Origin of the sequence: Pigmentiphaga litoralis, from assembly GCF_014651835.1 — a bacterium.
Classification (GTDB): Bacteria; Pseudomonadota; Gammaproteobacteria; order Burkholderiales; family Burkholderiaceae_B; genus Pigmentiphaga; species Pigmentiphaga litoralis.
In genome coordinates this window covers 467001-488104 of sequence record NZ_BMXQ01000001.1, presented here as the reverse complement: position 1 = coordinate 488104, position 21104 = coordinate 467001, and the positions used below count along the sequence as shown (strand labels likewise).

Annotated in this window: 18 protein-coding genes; 5 read left to right on the top strand and 13 right to left on the bottom strand. The window is 64.8% G+C overall.

Annotation, left to right across the window (positions count from 1 at the left end):
* Positions 1-92: 92 nt before the first annotated feature.
* The 5 genes from rimO to phaC form a co-directional block, all read right to left on the bottom strand.
* Entirely contained in the window at positions 93-1466 is a 1374-nt protein-coding gene (rimO, locus tag IE116_RS02015) for a 30S ribosomal protein S12 methylthiotransferase RimO (RefSeq protein ID WP_189614392.1), read from the bottom strand.
* Between the two features lie 268 nt (positions 1467-1734).
* On the bottom strand, positions 1735-2709 hold the full coding sequence (locus IE116_RS02010; RefSeq protein WP_189609317.1) for a tRNA dihydrouridine synthase: 975 nt from the start codon (positions 2707-2709) through the stop codon (positions 1735-1737).
* A 290-nt stretch (positions 2710-2999) separates the two neighbouring features.
* The gene (gene phaR, locus IE116_RS02005; protein WP_179588057.1) at positions 3000-3572 is read right to left on the bottom strand and encodes a polyhydroxyalkanoate synthesis repressor PhaR; all 573 of its coding nucleotides are present in this window, start codon (positions 3570-3572) and stop codon (positions 3000-3002) included.
* 111 nt (positions 3573-3683) lie between these two features.
* Positions 3684-4421 (bottom strand): acetoacetyl-CoA reductase, encoded by a 738-nt coding sequence (phbB, locus tag IE116_RS02000; RefSeq protein WP_189609316.1) that lies wholly within the window; start codon positions 4419-4421, stop codon positions 3684-3686.
* Positions 4422-4484: 63 nt separating this feature from the next.
* A complete protein-coding gene (gene phaC / locus IE116_RS01995; RefSeq protein ID WP_268249241.1) occupies positions 4485-6116 on the bottom strand; it encodes a class I poly(R)-hydroxyalkanoic acid synthase in 1632 nt (543 codons plus the stop codon).
* A gap of 311 nt (positions 6117-6427) precedes the next feature.
* Between phaC and IE116_RS01990 the strand changes: the two genes are divergently transcribed.
* The gene (locus IE116_RS01990; RefSeq protein ID WP_189609313.1) at positions 6428-6685 is read left to right on the top strand and encodes a hypothetical protein; all 258 of its coding nucleotides are present in this window, start codon (positions 6428-6430) and stop codon (positions 6683-6685) included.
* On the opposite strand, the gene pgeF is transcribed toward IE116_RS01990, so the two are convergent.
* Entirely contained in the window at positions 6682-7482 is an 801-nt protein-coding gene (gene pgeF, locus IE116_RS01985) for a peptidoglycan editing factor PgeF (protein ID WP_189609311.1), read from the bottom strand. The two genes, IE116_RS01990 and pgeF, sit on opposite strands and share 4 nt — an antisense overlap.
* Before the next feature lie 64 nt (positions 7483-7546).
* Positions 7547-8599, bottom strand: coding sequence for an RluA family pseudouridine synthase (locus IE116_RS01980; protein WP_189609308.1), 1053 nt, complete (start codon positions 8597-8599; stop codon positions 7547-7549).
* A gap of 140 nt (positions 8600-8739) precedes the next feature.
* On the opposite strand from IE116_RS01980, the gene IE116_RS01975 reads away from it, so the two are divergent.
* Positions 8740-9543: an outer membrane protein assembly factor BamD gene (locus IE116_RS01975; protein WP_373303032.1), complete on the top strand. Its 804-nt coding sequence runs from the start codon at positions 8740-8742 to the stop codon at positions 9541-9543.
* Between the two features lie 135 nt (positions 9544-9678).
* Here IE116_RS01975 and yoaA read toward each other — a convergent pair whose 3' ends face one another.
* Genes yoaA through IE116_RS01960 form a run of 3 tightly spaced genes read right to left on the bottom strand, consistent with a single transcriptional unit; the run spans position 9679 to position 13009 of the window.
* Positions 9679-11805 carry a DNA repair helicase YoaA gene (gene yoaA, locus IE116_RS01970; RefSeq protein ID WP_189609306.1) on the bottom strand — a complete coding sequence of 709 codons (2127 nt, stop codon included), beginning with the start codon at positions 11803-11805 and terminating at the stop codon, positions 9679-9681.
* A complete protein-coding gene (locus IE116_RS01965; protein ID WP_179588064.1) occupies positions 11802-12005 on the bottom strand; it encodes a YdcH family protein in 204 nt (67 codons plus the stop codon). Before IE116_RS01965 ends, yoaA begins: the two co-directional genes overlap by 4 nt.
* Positions 12002-13009, bottom strand: coding sequence for a hypothetical protein (locus tag IE116_RS01960; RefSeq protein ID WP_189609304.1), 1008 nt, complete (start codon positions 13007-13009; stop codon positions 12002-12004). The genes IE116_RS01965 and IE116_RS01960 overlap by 4 nt, the downstream gene beginning before the upstream one ends.
* A 56-nt stretch (positions 13010-13065) precedes the next feature.
* On the opposite strand from IE116_RS01960, the gene IE116_RS01955 reads away from it, so the two are divergent.
* From IE116_RS01955 to IE116_RS01945, 3 genes are all read left to right on the top strand, one after another.
* A complete protein-coding gene (locus IE116_RS01955; RefSeq protein ID WP_189609303.1) occupies positions 13066-15441 on the top strand; it encodes a Tex family protein in 2376 nt (791 codons plus the stop codon).
* A 190-nt stretch (positions 15442-15631) separates the two neighbouring features.
* Positions 15632-16633 (top strand): Bug family tripartite tricarboxylate transporter substrate binding protein, encoded by a 1002-nt coding sequence (locus IE116_RS01950; protein WP_229827956.1) that lies wholly within the window; start codon positions 15632-15634, stop codon positions 16631-16633.
* A gap of 79 nt (positions 16634-16712) precedes the next feature.
* Complete coding sequence (locus tag IE116_RS01945; RefSeq protein ID WP_189609301.1) at positions 16713-17366, top strand: flavin reductase family protein; 654 nt, start codon at positions 16713-16715, stop codon at positions 17364-17366.
* A 68-nt stretch (positions 17367-17434) separates the two neighbouring features.
* On the opposite strand, the gene IE116_RS01940 is transcribed toward IE116_RS01945, so the two are convergent.
* The 3 genes from IE116_RS01940 to IE116_RS01930 form a co-directional block, all read right to left on the bottom strand.
* Entirely contained in the window at positions 17435-18139 is a 705-nt protein-coding gene (locus IE116_RS01940; RefSeq protein WP_189609299.1) for a DUF3053 family protein, read from the bottom strand.
* Between the two features lie 150 nt (positions 18140-18289).
* Positions 18290-19381 (bottom strand): cell division protein ZapE, encoded by a 1092-nt coding sequence (gene zapE / locus IE116_RS01935; protein WP_189609298.1) that lies wholly within the window; start codon positions 19379-19381, stop codon positions 18290-18292.
* Between the two features lie 234 nt (positions 19382-19615).
* The gene (locus IE116_RS01930) at positions 19616-20635 is read right to left on the bottom strand and encodes an aromatic ring-hydroxylating dioxygenase subunit alpha (protein WP_189609296.1); all 1020 of its coding nucleotides are present in this window, start codon (positions 20633-20635) and stop codon (positions 19616-19618) included.
* Positions 20636-21104 lie beyond the last annotated feature (469 nt).

Here is a 21104-nt window from a genome sequence, read left to right as displayed (position 1 = left end):
CGGTGATGCCGTGTCGTCATGCGGGGAGGCACGGCGCGCCGGACCGATGCCGGCGCGCCGCTTCAGGCGTCGTCAGGCGTCGTCAGGCGTCGTCAGGCGACGTCGCCCCACAGGTCGTGCGCGTCAGAACCAGCGATCTTGACGGACACGATCTCGCCAGCCTTGAAGCGCTTCCAGGGCTTGTCGGGCGTCGCGATGAACACGTTGCCATCGATGCCAGGGGCGTCGGCCATGGAACGCGCCACGCCGCCATCCTGGTTGACTTCGTCAACGATGCACTTGATCGTCTTGCCGACCCGACGGGCCAGGCGCTTGCGCGAGATCTCTTCCTGCACCTGCATGAACCGGCCCTGTCGCTCGGCGCGCACGTCGTCGGGCACCGGGTCCGGCAGGTCGTTGGCGGTGGCGCCGTCGACTGGCGAGTACGCAAAACAGCCGACCCGGTCCAGTTGCGCTTCCCGCAGGAAGTCGAGCATCTCTTCGAACTCGGCATCGGTCTCGCCCGGGAAGCCGGCGATGAAGGTGCTGCGGATCGTCAGGTCCGGACAGATGTCGCGCCAGGCGCGGATCCGGTCCAGATTGCGTTCTGACGAGGCCGGACGCTTCATCAGCTTCAGGATGCGCTGGCTCGAATGCTGGAACGGGATGTCCAGGTAAGGCAGGATCCGCCCGCCGTTGGCGTGCGTCTCGTTCATGAAGGGCAGCACTTCATCCACGCTGGGGTACGGGTAGACGTAATGCAGGCGCACCCACACGCCCAGCTGCGACAGCTCGCGTGTCAATTCGGTCATGCGCGTGCGCACGGGCTTGCCGTTGACAAAGCCGGTGCGGTATTTGACGTCGACGCCATAGGCGCTGGTGTCTTGCGAGATGACCAGGATTTCCTTGACCCCGGCCTTGACCAGGTTCTCGGCTTCCTTCATCACCTCGTTGATCGGCCGCGACACCAGGTCGCCGCGCATGGACGGGATGATGCAGAAGCTGCAGCGATGATTGCAGCCTTCGGAAATCTTCAGATACGCGTAGTGCTTGGGCGTCAGTCGCACGCCCTGCGGCGGCACCAGGTCCGCAAACGGGTCATGCGGGCGCGGCAGGTGCAGGTGCACCGCCGACATCACTTCGTGCGTCGCATGTGGTCCCGTCACGGCCAGCACCTTGGGGTGCACCTTGCGCACCACGTTCTCGCCGCCCTCTTCCTTGGCGCCCAGGCAACCCGTGACGATCACCTTGCCGTTGGCCTGCAGGGCCTCGCCGATGGCGTCCAGGCTTTCGCGGACGGCGTCGTCGATGAAGCCACAGGTGTTGACGATGACCAGGTCCGCGTCTTCATAGGTCTTGGACGTGTCATAGCCTTCCGACCGCAGCTGGGTCAGGATGCTTTCGGCGTCGGACCCGGCTTTCGGACAGCCCAGGCTGACAAAGCCGATCTTGGGCGACACCCCGCCTGGCAGCGCCGAAGGCGGCATGCCGCTGGCAGGCAGCCCTGTGGCCGGCAACTTGGAAGCGTCAGGCAGTGAAGCGAGGTTTTCTTGCAGTACGAGGGACATCTGGCGTGCCGACAGGGGTTGTCCTGGCGGCCGATAAGAGGGGAACCCGGCATTTTACAGCCACTTACCGGGTTGGCGCATTTTGACGGGTCGGGTGTGGCGCGGCGGCCCCACCATCCCGGGCCCATTGCCGGGCCAGCGCTGTTCGAAATCCGCCTATGCCAGCCGGCGCGGATGCCCTGCCAGGCTAGGCCAGCGCTGCAGCGCCATGCAATGTGCCCGCCTGCTCGATCCGGCTGCGGATCTCTTGTGCATCGTGAACACGGCGCAGCGATTCGTGCAGTTCGGCGGCCTGGGGCCAGGTCCGCTTCAGGTGCGTCAGCCACATCTTGACGCGGCCATGCTCGTGGCGTGATGCCACGCGAGTCTGCAGCTTGTTCAGGTATTCCAGCAGTTGCGCCAGCACGGCAGGCCATTCGGACGCGTGCGGCGTCGGATCCAGCTGCCCGCGGATCCGCATGGCCAGGAAGGGATCGGCGACGGCGCCCCGGCCGATCATGACGTCATCGCAGCCGCTGACTGCGCGGCAGCGCTTCCAGTCGTCCACCGTCCAGACGTCGCCATTGGCGGTCACCGGCACGTCGACGACGTCGGCGATGCGCGCGATCCACTCCCAGTGCGCAGGCGGCCGGTAGCCCTCGTCACGCGTGCGCGCATGGACTACCAACGACGCCGCGCCGCCTTCCGCCAGCGCCTGCGCGCAGTCCAGGGCCAGCGCCTTGTCGGTCACGCCCAGCCGCATCTTGGCCGTGACGGAAATACCGGCAGGCACGGCGGCCCGGACGCTGGACACGATGGCATGCAACTGCTCCGGATGGGCCAGCAGCATGGCTCCGCCGCCATGCCGGTTCACGACCTTGGCCGGACAGCCGAAATTCAGGTCGATGCCGTGGGGCGAGACGCGCGCCGCCTGCGCCGCATTCAGGCCCATCCATTCGGGATCGCTGCCCAGCAGCTGGATCACCATGGGGGTGCCGCAGGGGGTAAAGGCGCCGTGCAGGACCTCGGGCGTGTCCCGTTCGTACACACGCAGCGGCAGCAGCGTTCCCACCACGCGGACGAACTCCGACACGCACCCGTCCAGGCCGCCCTGGCGCGTCAGCATGTCGCGCATGACGTAATCGGCCAGCCCTTCCATAGGCGCCAGCACGAGGCGGCTCATGATGCCCCCTGTGCCGCGGCGCGTGGACACTGGCAGCCGCAACAAAGCGTTGCCCGGCAGCCAGAACGCAGCGGCGAGCAAGACAGGTCGAAAGGGGGAGTTTGGGAGACGCGCGACATGAAATACCGCAGCGTCGTGACGGCGGCCTTGAGGGATCAGCCCGCGAGTTTACCGGTTTTGCGGTGCGGCCAGCCGCCTGCCGCACGGGAACGCGTTGCCGCCTGCCGCACCCGGGCCCTTGGCAAGCCCCGCACCAGATCGGCCATGCATGGCCGGATCCTCAAACCCGACTACTTGCGATCCTTGCCATCCACCGGCGGCACCGTGAACGGAAAGGCCGTGAACATCGACTTGGTCTGGTTCTGCATCTGGTCCTGCATCTGCACGAACAGATTCTTGCTCTGGTCGATGTAGTTGCTCATCATGCTTTTGATCATCGGCGTCTGGACATTCATGAACTGCGCCCAGGCTTCGGGGCCGAACTGATTGCCGTACAGCCCCTTGGACTGCTCGCCGACCTTGTTCTGGATTTCCATGAACGCCTGGATGTTCTGTTCCAGGTACGAGCCCATGATGCCCTGCATCGCATGGCCGTAGAAGCGGATGATCTGCGACAGCATGGTCGCCGTGAACATCGGCGCGCCGGCCGTTTCTTCTTCAAGAATGATCTGCAGCAGGATGCTGCGGGTCAGGTCGTCGTTCGACTTGGCGTCGATCACCTGGAATTCGGCGTTCTCGAGCACCAGCTGCTTCACATCGGCCAGCGTGATGTAGGTACTGGTCTGCGTGTCGTACAGTCGGCGGTTCGGGTACTTCTTGATCATCCGCAACGCCTTGCCAGTCCCTGCTTGCTGGTTCGCCATCTTGTCCCCACGCTCGTGCTGTTATGAAGGCCGGTGCGGCGTGCTGCGCCGCACCGTCAATCCGGAGTGTAGTGCACCACCGATGCTCACCGGTGGTGCATGACCTGGGGCTTACCCCATGTGCAGGCCGCCATTCAGCGAGAAGTCCGCGCCGGTGGCAAAGCCGGCGTCTTCGGACGCGATCCACGTAATGATGGAACCAATCTCATCGGCCGTGCCCAGCCGCTTGACCGGAATCGTCTCGACGATCTTTTCCAGCACTTCTGGCCGGATCGCCCGCACCATGTCCGTCCCGATATAGCCCGGCGACACGGTATTGACCGTCACGCCCTTGGACGCGACTTCCTGCGCCAGCGCCATGGTGAAACCGTGGATGCCGGCCTTGGCCGTCGAGTAGTTGGTCTGCCCGAACTGGCCCTTCTGACCGTTCACCGAACTGATGTTGATGATGCGGCCGAACTTGCGTTCGACCATGTCTTCGATGACCTGCTTGGTCACGTTGAACAGGCTGTTCAGGTTGGTGTCCATGACGGCACGCCAGTCTTCCAGCGACATCTTGCGGAACAAGCCGTCACGCGTGATGCCCGCGTTGTTGACCAGCACGTCGACGGGGCCGACTTCCTGCTTGACCTTGGCAAAGGCTTCGCGTGTCGAGTCCCAGTCGGCCACGTTGCCAACTGACGCGTGGAAGGTGTAGCCCAGCGCGGCCTGTTCGTCGATCCATTGCTGGTAGTTCCGGCTGGGGCCGCACCCGGCCACCACGGTGAAGCCCGCTTTGGCAAGGCGCTGGCAGATCACCGTACCGATTCCGCCCATGCCGCCAGTGACATATGCCACTCTGTTTTCCATACGGTGCTCCTCTCGTTTGGCAAGGGGGTCATCCCCCTGCGCTTTTAGGTATGCGTCATCCAATCACATGGCGCGGGCCAGCACATAGCGGCCTGGCGCGGCTTCGATGACCGGATGCTGCTTGTTGCCCAACGCGGTTTTTGCCTTCACCTCCGCGCCGGAATGCGATTTGAGCCAGGCTGCCCAGTCGGGCCACCAGCTGCCGGCGACCGACCGGGCTGTATCCATCCAGATCTGCGGATCGGCGCCCGTGGCCGGAGCCATCCCGTTCGCAACGACATCGTTGACCCAGTAGTTGCGGCGATTCTTGACTGGCGAGTTGATGACGCCGGCGATGTGCCCCGATGCGCCAAGCACGAAACGTGTCGGCCCCTTGAGCAATCCGGTCGATGCAAAGGCCGAGGTCCACGGCACGATGTGATCGTCGCGCGAGCCGTACAGGTAGGTCGGCACCGACAGGGTCGTCAGATCGAGCGGCAGACCGCATACCGTCGTCTTGCCGGGGATCTTCAGGTTGTTTTCGAGATAGGTATTGCGCAGGTACCAGGCATAGAACGGGCCGGGAAGATTGGTGCCGTCGGCATTCCAGAACAACAGGTCGAAGGCGGTTGGCGCTTCGCCCTTCAGGTAGTTGTTGACGACGTTGTTCCAGACCAGATCGTTGGGCCGCAGGAATGCAAACGTGGTGCCCAGTTCGTGCGCGGCCAGCAGGCCGCCCTGCGCAAACTGGACTTCGCGCAGCTTGGCCTGCGCTTCGTTCACGAACACCTTGAGCACGCCCGTGTCGTGAAAGTCGAGCAGCGTGGTCAGCAGCGTCATGGATGCCGCGGGCGACTCGCCGCGCGCTTCCAGCACGGCAAGCGCGGTGGCCAGCAAGGTGCCGCCGACACAGAAGCCCAGCGTATTGACCTCTTTCTGGCCTGACACTTCTTGCGCGACCGTCAACGCCTGGATCACGCCATGGGCGATGTAGTCGTCCCACGTGGCCTGCTGGATGCCATCATGATCGGTGGTGAGCGGATTGCGCCACGACACCAGGAACACGCTGATGCCCTGCTCGAGCGCGTAGCGGACAAACGAGTTGCTGGCCTGCAGGTCAAGGATGTAGAACTTGTTGATGCACGGCGGCACGATCACAAGCGGGCGCGCATGGACGCGCGGGGTGAGCGGCGTGTACTGGATCAGCTGGAACAAGGCGTTCTCGAACACCACGGCGCCTTCGGTCGTGGCGATCGTCTTGCCGATCTCGAACGAGGTTTCGTCGGTATTCGAGATGCGTCCCTTCTGCAAGTCATTGAGCAGATTGACGATGCCCTGCTGCAGGCTTTCGCCCCCCGACGAAATGAACTTCTGCTGCGCATCGGGATTGAGCGCAAGGAAGTTCGACGGCGCCATGGCGTCGATCCATTGCATCATCGCAAAGCGGATCTGCTCGCGCGCCGTGTCGGGTACTTCGACGTTGTCGGCCATCTGCAGCAAAGTACGCGCGGACAGCAGATAGGCATGCGCCATGAAGGCATGCGCGGGGCTGTTGGCCCAGGCCTGGCCGGCAAAGCGGGAGTCGGACACTGGCGCCAGTTGGCCGCGCGTGGCTTCGCCACACAAGGCGGCCCACTGCTGCGAGAACTGGTTCTGGATCTCGAGCATTTTTTCCGGCGCGACAGCAACGCCTGCGGGCGGTGCAAAGCCGGGAATCCCTGCCGGGCTGGCGGCCGTAGGAGACGGCGCCTGGGCGGTGGACGACTGCGGGACAGAGGCCTGGGGGGTCAGGGCTTGCTGCCAGGCTTGAAGCCAAGCGAGGGGATTCTTGACATCTATCGGGGGCTGGCTCAAAACGTACACCTTCTTGTATCGATCGCGTCTACGACTGCATAGTGCATAGCGTACCGGAGCGTGTCAAATGGGAGTTGCCTCCACATCCTCAACGAGATGAGGGTATGTACGCAGTCGATGCGACTGGGCAAAACTCGCGTAGATTAGCGGGCCCTGCTCCGAGGTCTACCGTCATGTATTTTGCTGGCCTGGTCGCCATTGGCTGGATGTACGTCACGCTGATGATGGCCATTACGCAACCCACCGTCATCGCCGGGATTGCCACCTTCTTTTTCTACGGGCTGCTGCCCGTGTCGATCATCGTCTACGTGATGCTTGCGCCCGAGCGCGGCCGTCGCCGCAAGGCGCGCGAAGCAGCCGAGCAGGAGGCATTGATGGCGCGCAAGCGCACGGAAGAAGGCGAGTCGTCGGACCCACCGCCGCGGGGTTAATCCGTCGGGTTCAACCAGGCGACAGTGGCAAAGCGGCCCGTCTGGCCGTCGCGCCGATACGAGAAGAAGTGGTCGGCATCGGTGACCGTGCAGTACCCGCTCAACGTTACCTTCGGGACACCTGCCGCATGCAGCCGGCGGCGCGCCAACGCCGGCAAATCCGCCATCCATTTGTGCAGTGCAGAAGCCGGTCGGAAGCAGGTCGATGCGCCGGGGTCGGTTGCCACGAATGCGATGCGCACGTCGTCGCCTACTTCGAACGCGGTCGGGCCAATGGCCGGGCCGATCCAGGCGCGCAGTCGTGCGCCGCTGCCCTCGCGACGCATCGCCTTGACCGTGCTTTCCAGCACACCCGCTGCCAGACCGCGCCAGCCCGCATGCGCCATGGCAAGGGCGCTGCCATCTTCCGCCGCCAGCAGGACCGGCAGGCAATCCGCGGTCATGATAGCAAGGACCTTGCCCGGTGTGCGGGTGATGGCGGCGTCGCCACACGGCACGTCATACAAGGGCTCGGGCAGCCCATCCGCATCGACTACGTCCGTCCCGTGGACCTGCTGCAGCCACAGCGGCGTCGCGGGCAGCAGCGCGGCCAGACGCTGCCGGTTCTCGGCGACGCGCACCGGGTCGTCTCCCACGTGATCGCCCAGGTTCCAGGACGTGTAGGGCGCGTCGCTGACGCCGCCTTGCCGGGTCGTCACGAAGCTGCTGACGCCGGACCACGAGGGACCCGGCAAGGTCAGAGGCTGCCGCGGCGGTACTGCCGGGCGGGTGGATTCAGGATCAGGGCGGGAAGACATGGAGTGAATCCTGGTCGGGTTCATGTGTCGCGATGCTGCGCTGCAACAGGCACCGGCGCGACGGTTAAAGCCTTGGCAGTTCGGGCCGCATCGGGACCGGATCCCAATCGATGGCGTCCATGACCGCCTGCATGTCGCTGGCGATCGGCGAGCTGAACTGCACGAGCTTGCCGCTGACCGGATCATCGAATTGCAATTCTCGCGCGTGCAGCATCTGCCGCGCGGCCGGCACGACCACCTTGCCGCCGTACAGCGCATCAGCCAGCAGAGGCAGACCCAAGCTGGCCATATGCACACGGATCTGGTGCGTGCGGCCGGTCTCGAGTTTGCAGACCAGCTGCGACACCACCGTCTTTTCGCCCAGCAGGCCCTGCCGCGTTGCCTGGTAATGGGTAATGGCGGGCTTGGGCGCGATCGGCCGGTCCACGCTCATGCGCACCGGCACGCGGACATCGCGGCCGATGGGTTTGTCAACCGTGCCGCCCGCGGGCGCCGCGCCGACCGCCAGCGCCACATACCGCCGGCCCACCGTGCGGGCCTGCAGCTGACGCACCAGCGCCGTTTGTGCGGTATCGGTGCGCGCCACCACCATGAGTCCGGACGTATCCTTGTCCAGCCGGTGTACGATGCCCGCACGCGGCACAAGGGCGAGCTCGGGATAGCGGTGCAGCAAGCCGTTGAGCAGCGTGCCCTGCCAGTTGCCGGCGCCGGGGTGCACCACCAGCCCGACCGGTTTATCGACTACGATCCAGTCCGGGCTTTCGGCAATGACCGGGAAGTCGATGGGTTCGGGGCTGAAAGCCCGGGTTTCGGGCGCCGCTTCTTCCCAGACCGTCAGTTCGTCGCCGGGGCCGACCAGTTGCCGTACGGTCGCGGCCTTGCCGTTGACCAGCACGCCACCGCGCTCGATCCAGCCCTGCAGACGGCTGCGCGAGTGTTCGGGGATCAGCTGGGCCAGAACCTTGTCGAGACGACCGGCTCTGATCGAAGCCGGCACGTCGAGCTGCCGCGGTTCGGCTTCCTGGACTTCGGTCTGGGGGTCGGACTGAACATCAGGCTGGCCGTCGGCCCGGGGCTCGGGCGTGGCGCTGTCGGGTTGTGACAAAGAATGTGGCATCTGCGCGCGGCCTGGATCCCAGGCCGAATATAATCAGGAATAGTCAATCGGTGAGGAACACCTCCATGCAGTTGAACACAATCGCGGCAGACGCCGGCATGTCCGTCGGCGTGAACCGCAATGTCCCCACCTGGAAGCAGTTGGCCTCGCGTCTGGGGAGCATGCTCGCGTGCGTCCTGATGATCATGACGATCGCCGGGTGTTCCGGGCTGGGCAAGGAAGTCGACCCGACGGTCGGCTGGACGGCGGAAAGATTGTACAAGGAGGCCAAGGAAGAGATCAGCGTCGGCAACTGGACGCAGGCCAGCAAGCTGCTCGAAAAGCTCGAGTCGCGCTATCCGTTTGGTGTGTATGCGCAGCAAGCCCAGGTCGACATCGCCTATGTTTACTGGAAGGACGGCAACAACGCGCAAGCCCTTGCTGCCATCGACCGTTTCCAGCGCCTGCATCCGAACCACCCCAGCCTGGACTACATGCTGTACCTGAAGGGCTTGATCAACTTCTATCAGGAAAGCGCCCTGCTCTCGAGCCTGACCAAACAGGACCCGAGCGAGCGCGACCCGAAAGGCGCGCGTGAATCGTTCGATGCGTTCAAGGATCTGCTGACGCGGTTCCCGAACAGCAGCTATGCGCCCGACGCCCAGCTGCGCCTGAACTACCTGATCAACTCGATCGCGCTGAACGAAGTGCACGTTGCCCGCCTGTACTACCAGCGCGGTGCGTATGTGGCGGCGATCAATCGCGCGCAGACGGCGGTGCGCGACTTCCAGGGCGCCCCGGCGGTCGAAGAAGCGCTGTACATCATGGTCATGTCGTACGAAAAGATGGGCATGAAGGACCTGCGCGACGACTCGGCACGCGTGCTGGCCGCCAACTACCCGAACAGCCAGTTCGTCCGGAACGGCTTCGTGGAAAACCGCGGGCCGTGGTGGAAGATCTGGTAAGACCTGGAGCCTGAGGCCCGGCAACGGGCATCGACTCTGGCGCCAAAAGAAAAAACCGCATCGTGATGCGGTTTTTTTTCGTCTGCAGCAGACGTGCCAGGCAGATGCCGTGCGGGGCCGGCAGGCACGCGGCGGTCAGCCCACCGCCGCGGCGTCCTCGGGTGCATCGGCATCGTCTTTGCCAGACGTTGCCCGGCCCTTGCCCAGTGACCGCTCGTCAAAGAACGCCACGACATCATCCAGGCTGCGCGTTCGCGTGAACGGCGGCAGACCGCGCCACAGCCGCTTGCCATAAGGCTTTTCGACCAGCCGGCGATCGCCCACCATCAGCACGCCCCAATCGGACTCGGTACGGATGAGCCGGCCCGCGCCCTGCTTGAGCGCGATGGCCGCTTCGGGCAATTGATATTCAAAGAACGCATTGCCGCCGCGTTCCTTGCAGGCCTTGATGCGGGCATCGAGCACCGGATCGTCAGGCGGCGCAAAGGGCAACTTGTCGATGGCGACGAGGGTCAGCGCATCGCCCGGCACGTCGATGCCTTCCCAGAAGCTTGCACTGCCCACCAGCACCGCATGCTTGCTGACGCGGAAGCGTTCAAGCAATTCGCGCCGCGAGCGGTCGCCCTGCTTGAACAGAGGCCAGTCCCAGCCCCGGGCGCGAAATTCCTTGTCGAGCATCTCGGCCACCTTGTCGACGGCGCGCAGCGTGGTGCACAGTACCAGCGCCGAACCCTTGCTGGCCGCCAGAACAGGAATAAGCGCCTCGACAAACCCTTCGGTGTACCTGGGGTCCTGCGGCGCCGGAATGCCATGAGGCACGAACAGGCGCCCCTGCTGTGCATAGTCGAAAGGCGATTCCCAGAGGCCGGTGGTGACGTTGCGCAATCCCAATTGCCGGATGAAGTGCGAAAAGTCGCCGTGCACCGACAGCGTGGCCGAGGTCAGGATCCAGGCCTGGCCGCCGGGACGGTACTGCGAGAAGGCCTCGGCCACCGACAGGGGCGCCGTATGCAGGCGTATGTGGTTGTTGCTGGTTTCGATCCAGCGCACCCAGCCGTCGCCCTTGCGGGCCTCGGCTGCCTTGGCAGCCTCATCGACGGCGGGTTCTTCCCAGGCCGATGCAGGGCCATCGGACAGCTTGACCTGCCTGTCGTCCACCGGCGCGGCGGGCACCTGCCCTTCCCGCCACCGGCCCAGCAGGGAAATCAATTCCGGCCCGCGCTTGCCCGCCATGTCCAGGTCGGGGTGACGCACGCCCACGGCCATCAGGCACTGGCCGAGCGTATGCACCGCGTCGATCACTTCCTTCAAGGCGGCGTTGAACGCGTCGATCGAGGGCAGCGCATCGAACGTGCTGCGCTGTCCAGGCATCTTTTCGATGGCGGCGCACGACAGGCGCAGTTCACGGGTGGCCTGCTCGACGGCCGAGGCCATCATGGGCCAGTCGGCGCTTTCGCGGGCGTGCGACAGGCCCGCCACGGTGGCGTCCCGCGCAAAGTCCAGCAACTGGTGCGACGACACGGACTCGCCCAGAAAGCGCGTGGCGGCCGCCGGCAACTGGTGTGCCTCGTCGAACACGACCGTGTCCGCCGCGGGCAGCAGGTCGGTGATGCCTTCGTCTTTCAGGGCCAGATCGGCCAGGAACAGGGCATGGTTGACCACCACGATGTCGGCTTCGGCCGCGGCCTTGCGGGCCTGCATCACGAAGCATTCGCGATACGACGGGCATTCGGAGCCCAGGCAGTTGTCGCGCGTCGACGTGACCTTGTTCCAGATGTCGGCGTTTTCGGGAATGTCGGCCAGTTCGGCCTTGTCGCCAAAGCGGGTCTGCTTGGCGAACACTTCGATCTTGCGCAACTGCGCCACTTCGAAGCGGGACGCCAGCCGGCCGTCGTGCACCGTGCGTTCCAGGTGGTAATGGCACAGATAGTTGGAGCGGCCCTTGAGCAGCGCCGCCGTGACCGGCAAGGCGAGCGCCGTGCGCACGGCCGGCAGGTCGCGGGCGAACAGCTGGTCCTGCAACGTCTTGGTGCCAGTCGAGATCAGCACCTTGCCGCCGTGCACGAGCACCGGAACCAGATACGCAAAGGTTTTGCCCGTGCCTGTGCCGGCCTCGGCCACCAGGGTGCCCTGGTCGGCGATGGTCTGGGCGATGGTGTTGGCCAGCTCGGTCTGTTGCGTGCGGGGCCGGTAGCCCTTCAGCTTCTTTGCGAGCGGACCGTCGGCAGCGAACAGCGCGCTGACGTCGTGGGTTTCAGTCAAGCTGGAATGTCCGGTACGAGTTGCATCTGCAGGGCCACGATGTGGTCCTTGATGTGCAGCTTGCGTTTTTTCAGGCGCCGCAACAGGATCTCGTCGATCGACAGGTCGGCCGCCAGGCGGTCGATGGCGGCATCGAGGTCACGGTGTTCCGTCTGCAGCTCGATAATGCGGCTGGCGACGGCTTGAGCGTCAAGATTCATTGCTTGCCCTGGGTGGGAGGGGTCGCCGGCGTCGCGGCAGGAGCATTGAATTTTGCCGCATCGGCTTCGCGGGCGGCGCGGCGGCGTTCACGTTTGTCCTCGCTCTCTTTGCGTTCCTCGGCACGCTTATCGGCATAAGCCTTGGCTTCGGCCTGCTTCTTTTCGAACGCGGCGCGGTTTTCGGCCTGTTCCGAGGCGCTGAGCGAGGCGCCTGCCGGGGCGGTGCGGGCGGCGGAGCCGCTGGCCGGCGCCGCGGGCGCAGCAGGCGCGCGGGCAGGCGCCGTTGCCGTCGAGCCGCTTGCAGCAGGTGACGACGCGGCCGGAAACGACGTGCCCGGGCCGGGTGCTGCCAAGCCAGGCGACGGCGCTGCAGCGGCGCCGGTTCCTGCGCCTGCCCCTGCGCCTGCCTGCCCCCTGGACGGAGCCGCCGCGCCCCCGGCCGCTGGCCGCGCCGGCGGCTGGGCGCCCCGGACGGCATCCGCCTGCCGGGCGGCGGCAGCTTCGGCGTCGCGGGCGTCGCGGCGGGCGTTTTCGGCGGCCAGCGATTCGCGGTGGATGCGCGCCTTTTCCTGGCGCACGAACAACTCGGCCTGCTGCCGGGTCACATCGGCGCGCTCGGTGATGGTATTGCGCTGTTCGCGCGCCTTGTCGGCACAGCTGGTTGCAAAGAAAGTGCGCATGCACTCGCGCACGCGCGCCGTATGGGTGTCGACCGCCGCCGCACGTTCGGCCTTGGCTGCATCGGCAATTGCCTGCGCGGCTTCCACCGAGGGATAGGTGGGCGCAGGCGCAACCACCTTGGGCTCGACCGGCGGCGGGGCCATGACCGAATCCACCGCGGCGCAGCCCGGCAGCCCGACGATCACGGCCGCCGCCAGCAGCGCGGCGGCCCAGCCGCCCTGCCTGCCCGCGCGCGGGCGAGACGCGCCGGCCGGAAATGAGGCGTTGACCTGGACAGAAATGTCACACGGCGCGATGACAGAGCGGGAAGAGATTCGGGGCATAGGGATAGGTTGTGGCAAAATCCGCGGCTTCATTGTTGCAAGGTAGGACAGACTCGATGTCGATGGTCACCGACCGAGGCGGCGTGCTCGATGCGCAAGCCCAATCCCGCATTATCGCCCAGCTGACGGAAGAACTTGGCGCGCGCGCCACACAAATCAGCGCGGCGATCGAACTGATGGATAGCGGCGCGACCGTTCCCTTCATCGCCCGGTACCGTAAAGAGGTCACCGGCGGCCTGGACGATACCGTCCTGCGCAACCTGGAGGTCCGCCTTGAATACCTGCGCGACATGGAAACGCGCCGCGCGGCCATCCTGTCGTCCATCGATTCCCAGGGCAAGCTGACCCCCGAACTGCAACAGGCAATCTCGACGGCCGACACCAAGCAGCGCCTGGAAGACCTGTACGCGCCTTACAAGCCCAAACGCCGCACCCGGGCCCAGATCGCCCGTGAAGCCGGCCTGGAGCCGCTGGCAGACGCCCTGCTGGCCGATGCGTCGGCCGATCCGGCCACGCTGGCGGCAGGCTACGTGACCGCCGAGGTGGCCGACGTCAAGGCCGCGCTGGACGGCGCGCGCGACATCCTGACCGAACGGTTCGCCGAAGACGCCGACCTGCTCGAAAACCTGCGCACCTTCTTGTGGAACACCGGCCTGGTGTATTCCAAGGTGGCCGACGGCAAGGAGACCGAGGGTGCGAACTTTCGCGACTGGTTCGATTTCAACGAGCCGCTGCGTACCCTGCCCTCGCACCGCGTCCTGGCGCTGATGCGCGGCCGTCAGCAAAGCGTGCTTGAACTGCGCCTGGGTCTGGACCCCGAACTGGACGCGCAAGTTCCCCACCCCTGCGTCGCGCGCATCGCCGCCGTGCTGAAGTTGAAAGGCCTGTTCGGCCTGGATGCCAGCCCCCGCGACAAGTGGCTGAGCGAAGTCTGCCGCTGGACCTGGCGCGTCAAGCTGTTGCCGGGCTTCGAGACGGAATTGTTCTCGCGCCTGCGAGACGAAGCCGAAGCCGAGGCGATCCGCGTGTTCGCCATGAACCTCAAGGACCTGCTGCTGGCGGCGCCGGCCGGACCAAAATCGGTGCTGGGGCTCGATCCCGGCATTCGTACCGGCGTGAAAGTGGCGGCAATCGACCGGACCGGCAAGCTGATCGACACGGCCACGGTATACCCGCATGAGCCGCGCCGCGACTGGGAAGGCTCGCTGGAAACGCTGGCGCGCATTGTGCGCAAGCACCAGATCGAGTTGATTGCGATCGGCAACGGGACGGCATCGCGCGAAACCGAAAAGCTCGCCGCTGACCTGATGAAGCGGTACCCGGAATTCAAGCTGACCAAGATCGTGGTGTCGGAAGCCGGCGCGTCGGTCTACTCGGCATCCGAGCTGGCCGCGAATGAATTTCCGGATCTGGATGTCAGCATCCGCGGCGCGGTGTCCATCGCTCGCCGGCTGCAGGATCCGCTGGCCGAACTGGTCAAGATCGACCCGAAGTCAATCGGTGTGGGCCAATACCAGCACGACCTGAACCAGCGCGAACTGGCCAAGATGCTCGACAGCATCGTCGAAGACTGCGTGAACGCCGTTGGCGTGGACGTGAACACCGCGTCGGCGCCGTTGCTGGCGCGGGTGTCGGGCCTGAACGCCACCCTGGCCAAGAACATCGTGACGTGGCGCGACGCGAATGGCGCGTTTCGCTCGCGCGCCAAACTCAAGGACGTGCCGCGTTTTGGCGACAAGGCGTTCGAGCAGGCAGCGGGTTTCTTGCGGGTGGCCAACGGCGACAATCCCCTCGATTGCTCGTCGGTGCACCCGGAAGCCTACCCCGTGGTGGAACGCATCCTGGCGCGCATCCAGGGCGACATCCGGTCGGTGATCGGCAACAAGGATGCGCTCAAGGGCGTGTCTCCCACGCAATTCACCGATGAGCGCTTTGGCCTGCCCACGGTCAAGGACATCTTCAGCGAACTCGAAAAGCCAGGTCGCGACCCGCGGCCGGAGTTCAAGACGGCCACCTTCATGGACGGCGTCGAGACCCTGAAGGACCTGACGGTGGGCATGGTGCTGGAAGGCGTCGTGACCAACGTGGCCAACTTTGGTGCGTTCGTGGACATTGGCGTCCACCAGGATGGCCTGGTGCACATATCGGCCCTGGCGGAAAAGTTTGTGAAGGATCCGCGCGACGTCGTGCGCGTGGGCCAGACCGTCACGGTCAAGGTGCAGGAAGTCGACTTGCAGCGCCAGCGCGTGGCGTTGACCATGCGCCTGAACGACGACGCGCCGGTGGCGCGCCGTAGCGGCGACGATGCCGGTGCGGGCCGCTCGGGGGGCGGTGGCGGCGGCCGCGGCCGGGATCGCAATGCGGGGGGCGGTTCGGCGCCCGCACCGGCTGGCGGCGCGATGGCAGCGGCATTTGCCAAGCTGAAGCGCTGACCGGTTGCGTCCAACAGAAAAATGGCGGCACTTCGGTGCCGCCATTTCTTATCCGCGACATGTCCCGTTTCGCATATCGGAATTGCTGCGCAGCGCATTCACGGCAGGGGGTGGCAGCCTGTATTGTGACGTGACGCCGCCCTGGCCCAAACGAGCAAGGCGCGCGATCACGACAATAATGGAGACACGCATGGTCCACTTTCCTGCATCGCGGCACGGGCTCGCCCTCGCCCTTGCCTCCCTCTGTATGCTGCCCGCCACCCACGCCGTGGCGCAAGGCAACGCGGCGTCCGATGCCTACCCGAATCACGCCATCACGCTGGTCAATCCCTACGCCGCGGGCGGCCCGGCCGACATTCTGGCCCGTGCGCTTGCCCGGCAGCTCGAAACCCGCCTGAAGCAGACCATCGTCGTGGAGAACAAGCCCGGCGGCGGCGCCACCGTCGGCGGCAGCGTCGTTGCGCGTGCCAAACCCGACGGCTACACCCTGCTGCTGGGCACGTCCGCCACGCACGTCGTCACGCCGCTGATGGAAAAGATCGCATACGACGGCATTGCCGACTTCAGTTTTGTCAGCGTGGTCGCCAACCAGCCCATCATCATGGTGGCCAGCCCGGCCCTGCCCGCCAATACCTTGAAGGAAGTGATCGCCGCAGCCAAGGCATCGCCGGGCAAGCTGAACTTCGGGTCGGCCGGCGCGGGCGGCGCCACGCACCTTGCCGGGGAACTGCTCAAGCAACGGGCCGGGATCAACCTGACCCACATCCCCTACCCCGGCGCCGTCCCTGCGCTGAAAGACGTGATCGGCGGTCAGGTGCAACTGGCCATGCTGAATCTGTCGGCCACCCAGGCGTTCCTGAAAGAAGGCCGCATCAAGGCCATCGCCTACGCCGCGGCGCAGCGTTCGCCCTTGTTTCCTGACGTGCCGACCTTTGCCGAAGCCGGTGTGACGGGCGCCGAATCGTCGACCTGGTACACCCTGGCCGCGCCGAAGGGCACGCCGCCGGCTGTGATCGAGACGCTGAACAAGGCCGTCGCGGCGGTGAACGCCGACCCGGAATACCAGAAATTCATGGCGACACAGGGTGTGGAACTGATGACGAAGACGCCCCCAGAGACGCTGACCTTCGTGCAGCAGGACCTGAACACGATGAAGCCCCTGCTCAAATCCCTGAACCTGACGGCGCCCTGAGCCGCGCATGACGACTTTCAAGGGCCCATCGCGCCCGTCCGGCCTGCCCCCGGACGCTTCTGCCCCGGACACCTCTCCCTTGGACGATTTCATCCTGGTCGATGGCGAAGGCCTGGACACGGCGCAGGCCTACCGGCTGTTGATCGGGTGCACCGCGCCGCGGCCTATCGCATGGATCACCTCGCTGGGGCCGGACGGGCGCGTGAATGCTGCCCCATTCAGCTCCTACAACTACGTGGCGACCAGCCCGCCCATGCTTGCGATCAACATCGCCGCGCGCGAGGGCGAGGTCAAGGACACGGCGCGCAACATTCGAGAAACAGGCGAGTTCGTCGTCAATGTGGCGACCGAAAGCACGATGGAAACCATGCACGCCAGCGCCGCGAACTACCCGCCCGACGTCAGCGAATGCGAGGCCCTGGGCATTGCGCTGCTGCCCAGCCACCGCATCAAGGTGCCACGCATTGCCATGACGCCCGTGCAGATGGAGTGCAAGCTGGACCAGGTCATTGTGCTGGGTCGAGGCGTGAATACGCTGTTCATTGGCGAGGTCGTCGCCTTCCATCTGTCGCCGGAAATCTATGACGGCAGCCGGGTCGACAGCGTGAAAATGCGGCCGATCGCGCGCCTGGGCGGACCGTATTACGCAGGGTTGGGAGAGATTTTCCACCGGCCCATGCTGCAGCGACCGCCGGGGGGTGAAGGATGGGTCGGGGACGAGCCCAAGTCCTGAGGGCCGTTGCCGCGCTGGCGGCAGGCGATACTCGGCGGGTGCTGCTCGGCGGTGCTACCGGGCGAGTGCTACTCGCCGTGCACGACTTCCTGCATGGCGCGCTGCGCGGCGTTGACCTTCTCGCTGTCCGCGGTCAGCTGGTCCAGCAAGGCGCCCAGTTCTTTCTTGGTGGCAGGATCCGCCACGCGCAAGGTGGTGCCGTCCACGTCGATCAGATTGCGGTGCGTCTGCACGTAATCCGACACCTTGAGCGAACTGCCGAACATGTTGTCGATGGCGGGAAACACCGCGCGGTAAGCTTCGGCCGGCACGGTCACGAGCTTGGCGTACGCCGCGTCGAACACAGGCTTGACGTCTTCCGGATGCTTGAGCTTGGCATGCACTGCGTCGGCCTTGCGCTGTTCGGCATCCAGCGCCGCGCTCAGCTTGGCCATCTGCGCCTTGGCGTCCGCAATCTGCTTGCGTTGCTCAACGATCTCGCCCACCGTGCGCAGCGCCGTGATCTTGGCCAGCTCATTGTTCGGACGGGTGACGTTGGCGTTCATCCCGGCATGAAATTGCGTGATGATCGAATAATCATTGGCGTAGTGACCGAACTTGGCCTTTTCTTCCGGCGTCAGTTCGGGCACACGGGTGCCGGTCACGTCGAGTACGCGCGTCTGCAAAAAGGCGATGAACGCCTGCCGCTGCGAAGGCTCCTTGCCGCCACACGCGGCGACCACCAGCAAGACGATGACCGTGGTCAGTGCCGCTCGCACCCATACATGAAACAATGCCGTGTCTTCCTTTGTTCAAAACCTGCCCGAAGGGGCACAGACTACTAGCTATCCATGATTCAAGGATTGCGAAGTCTGTGCCATCCGGCAAATTCAGTAAGCACCCGTGGCAGGTCGGGCGCCAAACGGCTGACGGAAGCGGTCGGCTTACAGCACGACGGTGGCGCGGCGTTCAGACTCCAGGTACTCGCGCGACTGCATTTCAAGCAGGCGGGACACGGTGCGGTGAAACTCGTTGGCCAGCGCGCCTTCGGTGTACAGCCCTTCTGGCTCGCACGCTGCCGAGATGATCAGCTTGACCTTGTGGTCGTACAGCACGTCGATCAGCCAGGTAAACCGGCGCGCTTCGGATGACTGGCGCGGACCCATCTGCGGCACGCCCGACAGGATCACCGTGTGGAACTGGCTAGCCAGTTCCAGGTAATCGTTCTGTGACCGCGGTCCGCCACACAGGGTGGCAAAGTCGAACCACACCACCCCGCCCGCGCGCATTTTGGCGTGGACTTCGCGGTGTTCGATCCGCAGCACCGGCGTGTCCAGCGACGTTTCCGCGATGTCGGTAAAGGCCTTCTTCAAGGCAGCGTCGGCGGCAGCATCCAGCGGCGTGTGATACAGGTTGACCTGCTCGAGGATACGGCGGCGGTAATCGGTGCCCGAATCCACGTTCAGCACGTCCATCTTTTCCTGGATCAGCTTGATGGCCGGAAAGGTGCGGTCGCGGTGCAGGCCGTCGGGGTACAGGGTGCTGGGTTCGTAGTTCGACGTCATGACGAACGACGTGCCATTGGCGAACAGCCCGACCAGCAGGCGGTACAGGATCATGGCGTCGGCCACGTCCGATACATGGAACTCGTCGAAACAGATCAGGCGATAACGCCGCGAAATACGTTTGGCCACTTCGTCCAGCGGGTCGGACATGCCCTTCACGTCGTCGAGCTGGCGATGCACGCTGCGCATGAATTCATGAAAGTGCACGCGCGTCTTGCGTTTGACGGGGACCGTGGCATAGAAGGCGTCCATCAGGAAGCTCTTGCCGCGACCCACACCGCCCCACATATAGACGCCGCGTGGCACGCCCGGCCGGTTCAGCAAGCGCTTGATCGCGCTTGAACGCAACGCCTTGAAGCTGACCCATTCATCGTAATAGCGTTGCAGCCGATCAATCGCCTTGCGTTGAGCGGGATCTTCGGCAAAACCGCGCTCGGCCAGCGCGTGTTCATAATATTCGCGGACATTCATCAGTTGATTGTACCCCCTGGGCGCTGCGCGCCTCCCCCAGGGGCGGCACTGGCGGACTGGCAAAGCCAGATCCGCTGTGCCCAGCAGGGATGCGGCGGCTCCCTCAAACGTCAGCACCTCAGGCGCAACACCGCCTCGACTTGTTGCCACAGCCCACCTGGGGCACAGCGGATCTGGCTCCGCCAGTCCGCCAGTGCCGCCCCCTGGGGGGAGGCGCGCAGCGCCCAGGGGGGATCACCGCCTATAGACTTCTTCTTCGCCGTGGGCGTGCAGCAGGCCGAGGAGCATCTTGCGCATCAGCAGGCCGGGTTTGTCGGATTCCATGTGCTGTTCGACGCGGCGGCTGGTGTCGACGCAGGCGTCGTAGTCGGTCGCTTCCAGGATGTCGCGGTCTTCGTCGACGATGGCTTGGTCCCAGGCGATCAGTTCTTCGGTCGAGCAGTCCGCCTCGGTGTCGTTGCGGTACAGCCATTGCACCAGCACCATCGTGCCGTCATCGATGGGCGTAGCGCAGTTGTAGATGATGTGATGGCGGCCGGTCTGGGCGTAGATGCAGCCGAAGCGGCGCACCGACGGCATGTGCCATCGGTTGTACAGGTGGCGTTCCGTAAAAGGCTCGCTGCTGCCGGTCACCCGAAAGCCGTTGTCGGGATTGCGAATCGGCACGATGGTGTGCGCCTCGAAGCCCCATTCGGACTCCTTGATCTCGAATACCTGCGGCTTGGGCTGCTCGTAAATGCCGAAGTTGGCACGATGCACGTAGCTGAAGTGGGCAGCGTCAAAGGAATTTTCCATGAAGCGCAGCGGGCTGGATTTCCACTTTTCATAGAACTGGAAGATGCGGCGATAGGCCGGATCCGCGTCTTCCGGAAAGTCGGGAATCGGCTGCAACGGATCATCCAGCGCGACCCATACATAGCCGTATTTCGCCTGGCAGCGGAAGGATTTGACCTGGCAGCTTTTTGGAATGGGCTTGTCAGCCGCTTGCGGAATGCGCACACAGGCACCGGCGTCGTTGAAGGTCCAGCCGTGATAGCCGCACACGATCCTGCCTTCTTCAACAAAGCCTTTGGACAGCTTGGCGGTGCGGTGGCAGCACCGGTCTTCCAGGGCAACCGGCTCGCCTTCGCCGTTCTTCCACAAAACCAGAGGCTGGCCCAACAGGGTGAAAGGCTTGGGACCGTCATCGAGATCGGTCAGCGGGACCAGGGCATACCAGAAACGGCGCAATACGGGTTGTTGGGTCACGAGCATGGGGAATCCATCCAATTGAAAGCTGAGAGCTCAACGCTGATCAACGCATCGCGGCACGGATGTCGCCGGCACGCGAGCGCTCCCCGCCAGCGGCTGGATGGATGGATCGCGGGTGCAAGGAAATCGGGATCACGGTCTGACCGAAAGACATCTCGAAGCCCTGTTGCACACGATCGCTGTCGCATACAACCGCCATGGCGGCGCACGGCGCGCGTCGATCTGACCGACGAAGGCCGTGAGAGCAATGTCCCGTACAAGCCGATGCGGGGCGGCGCCCGTTGTGGCTCGTGCTAACTGCTTCTACTCTGGTGGGAAGCAAAGCAAACGATATGCCAGCGGGTGCTGGTACTGGGAATGGCCTTGGCTGGCTCGGCGCTGGTGGACGCGTTCAGTGAACGCCGCACCGGATCGGGGCCGGGCGGCACCAAACCCGTGCGCGCAAGGAGGGGCGGTTCGGTCGAGGCCAGCG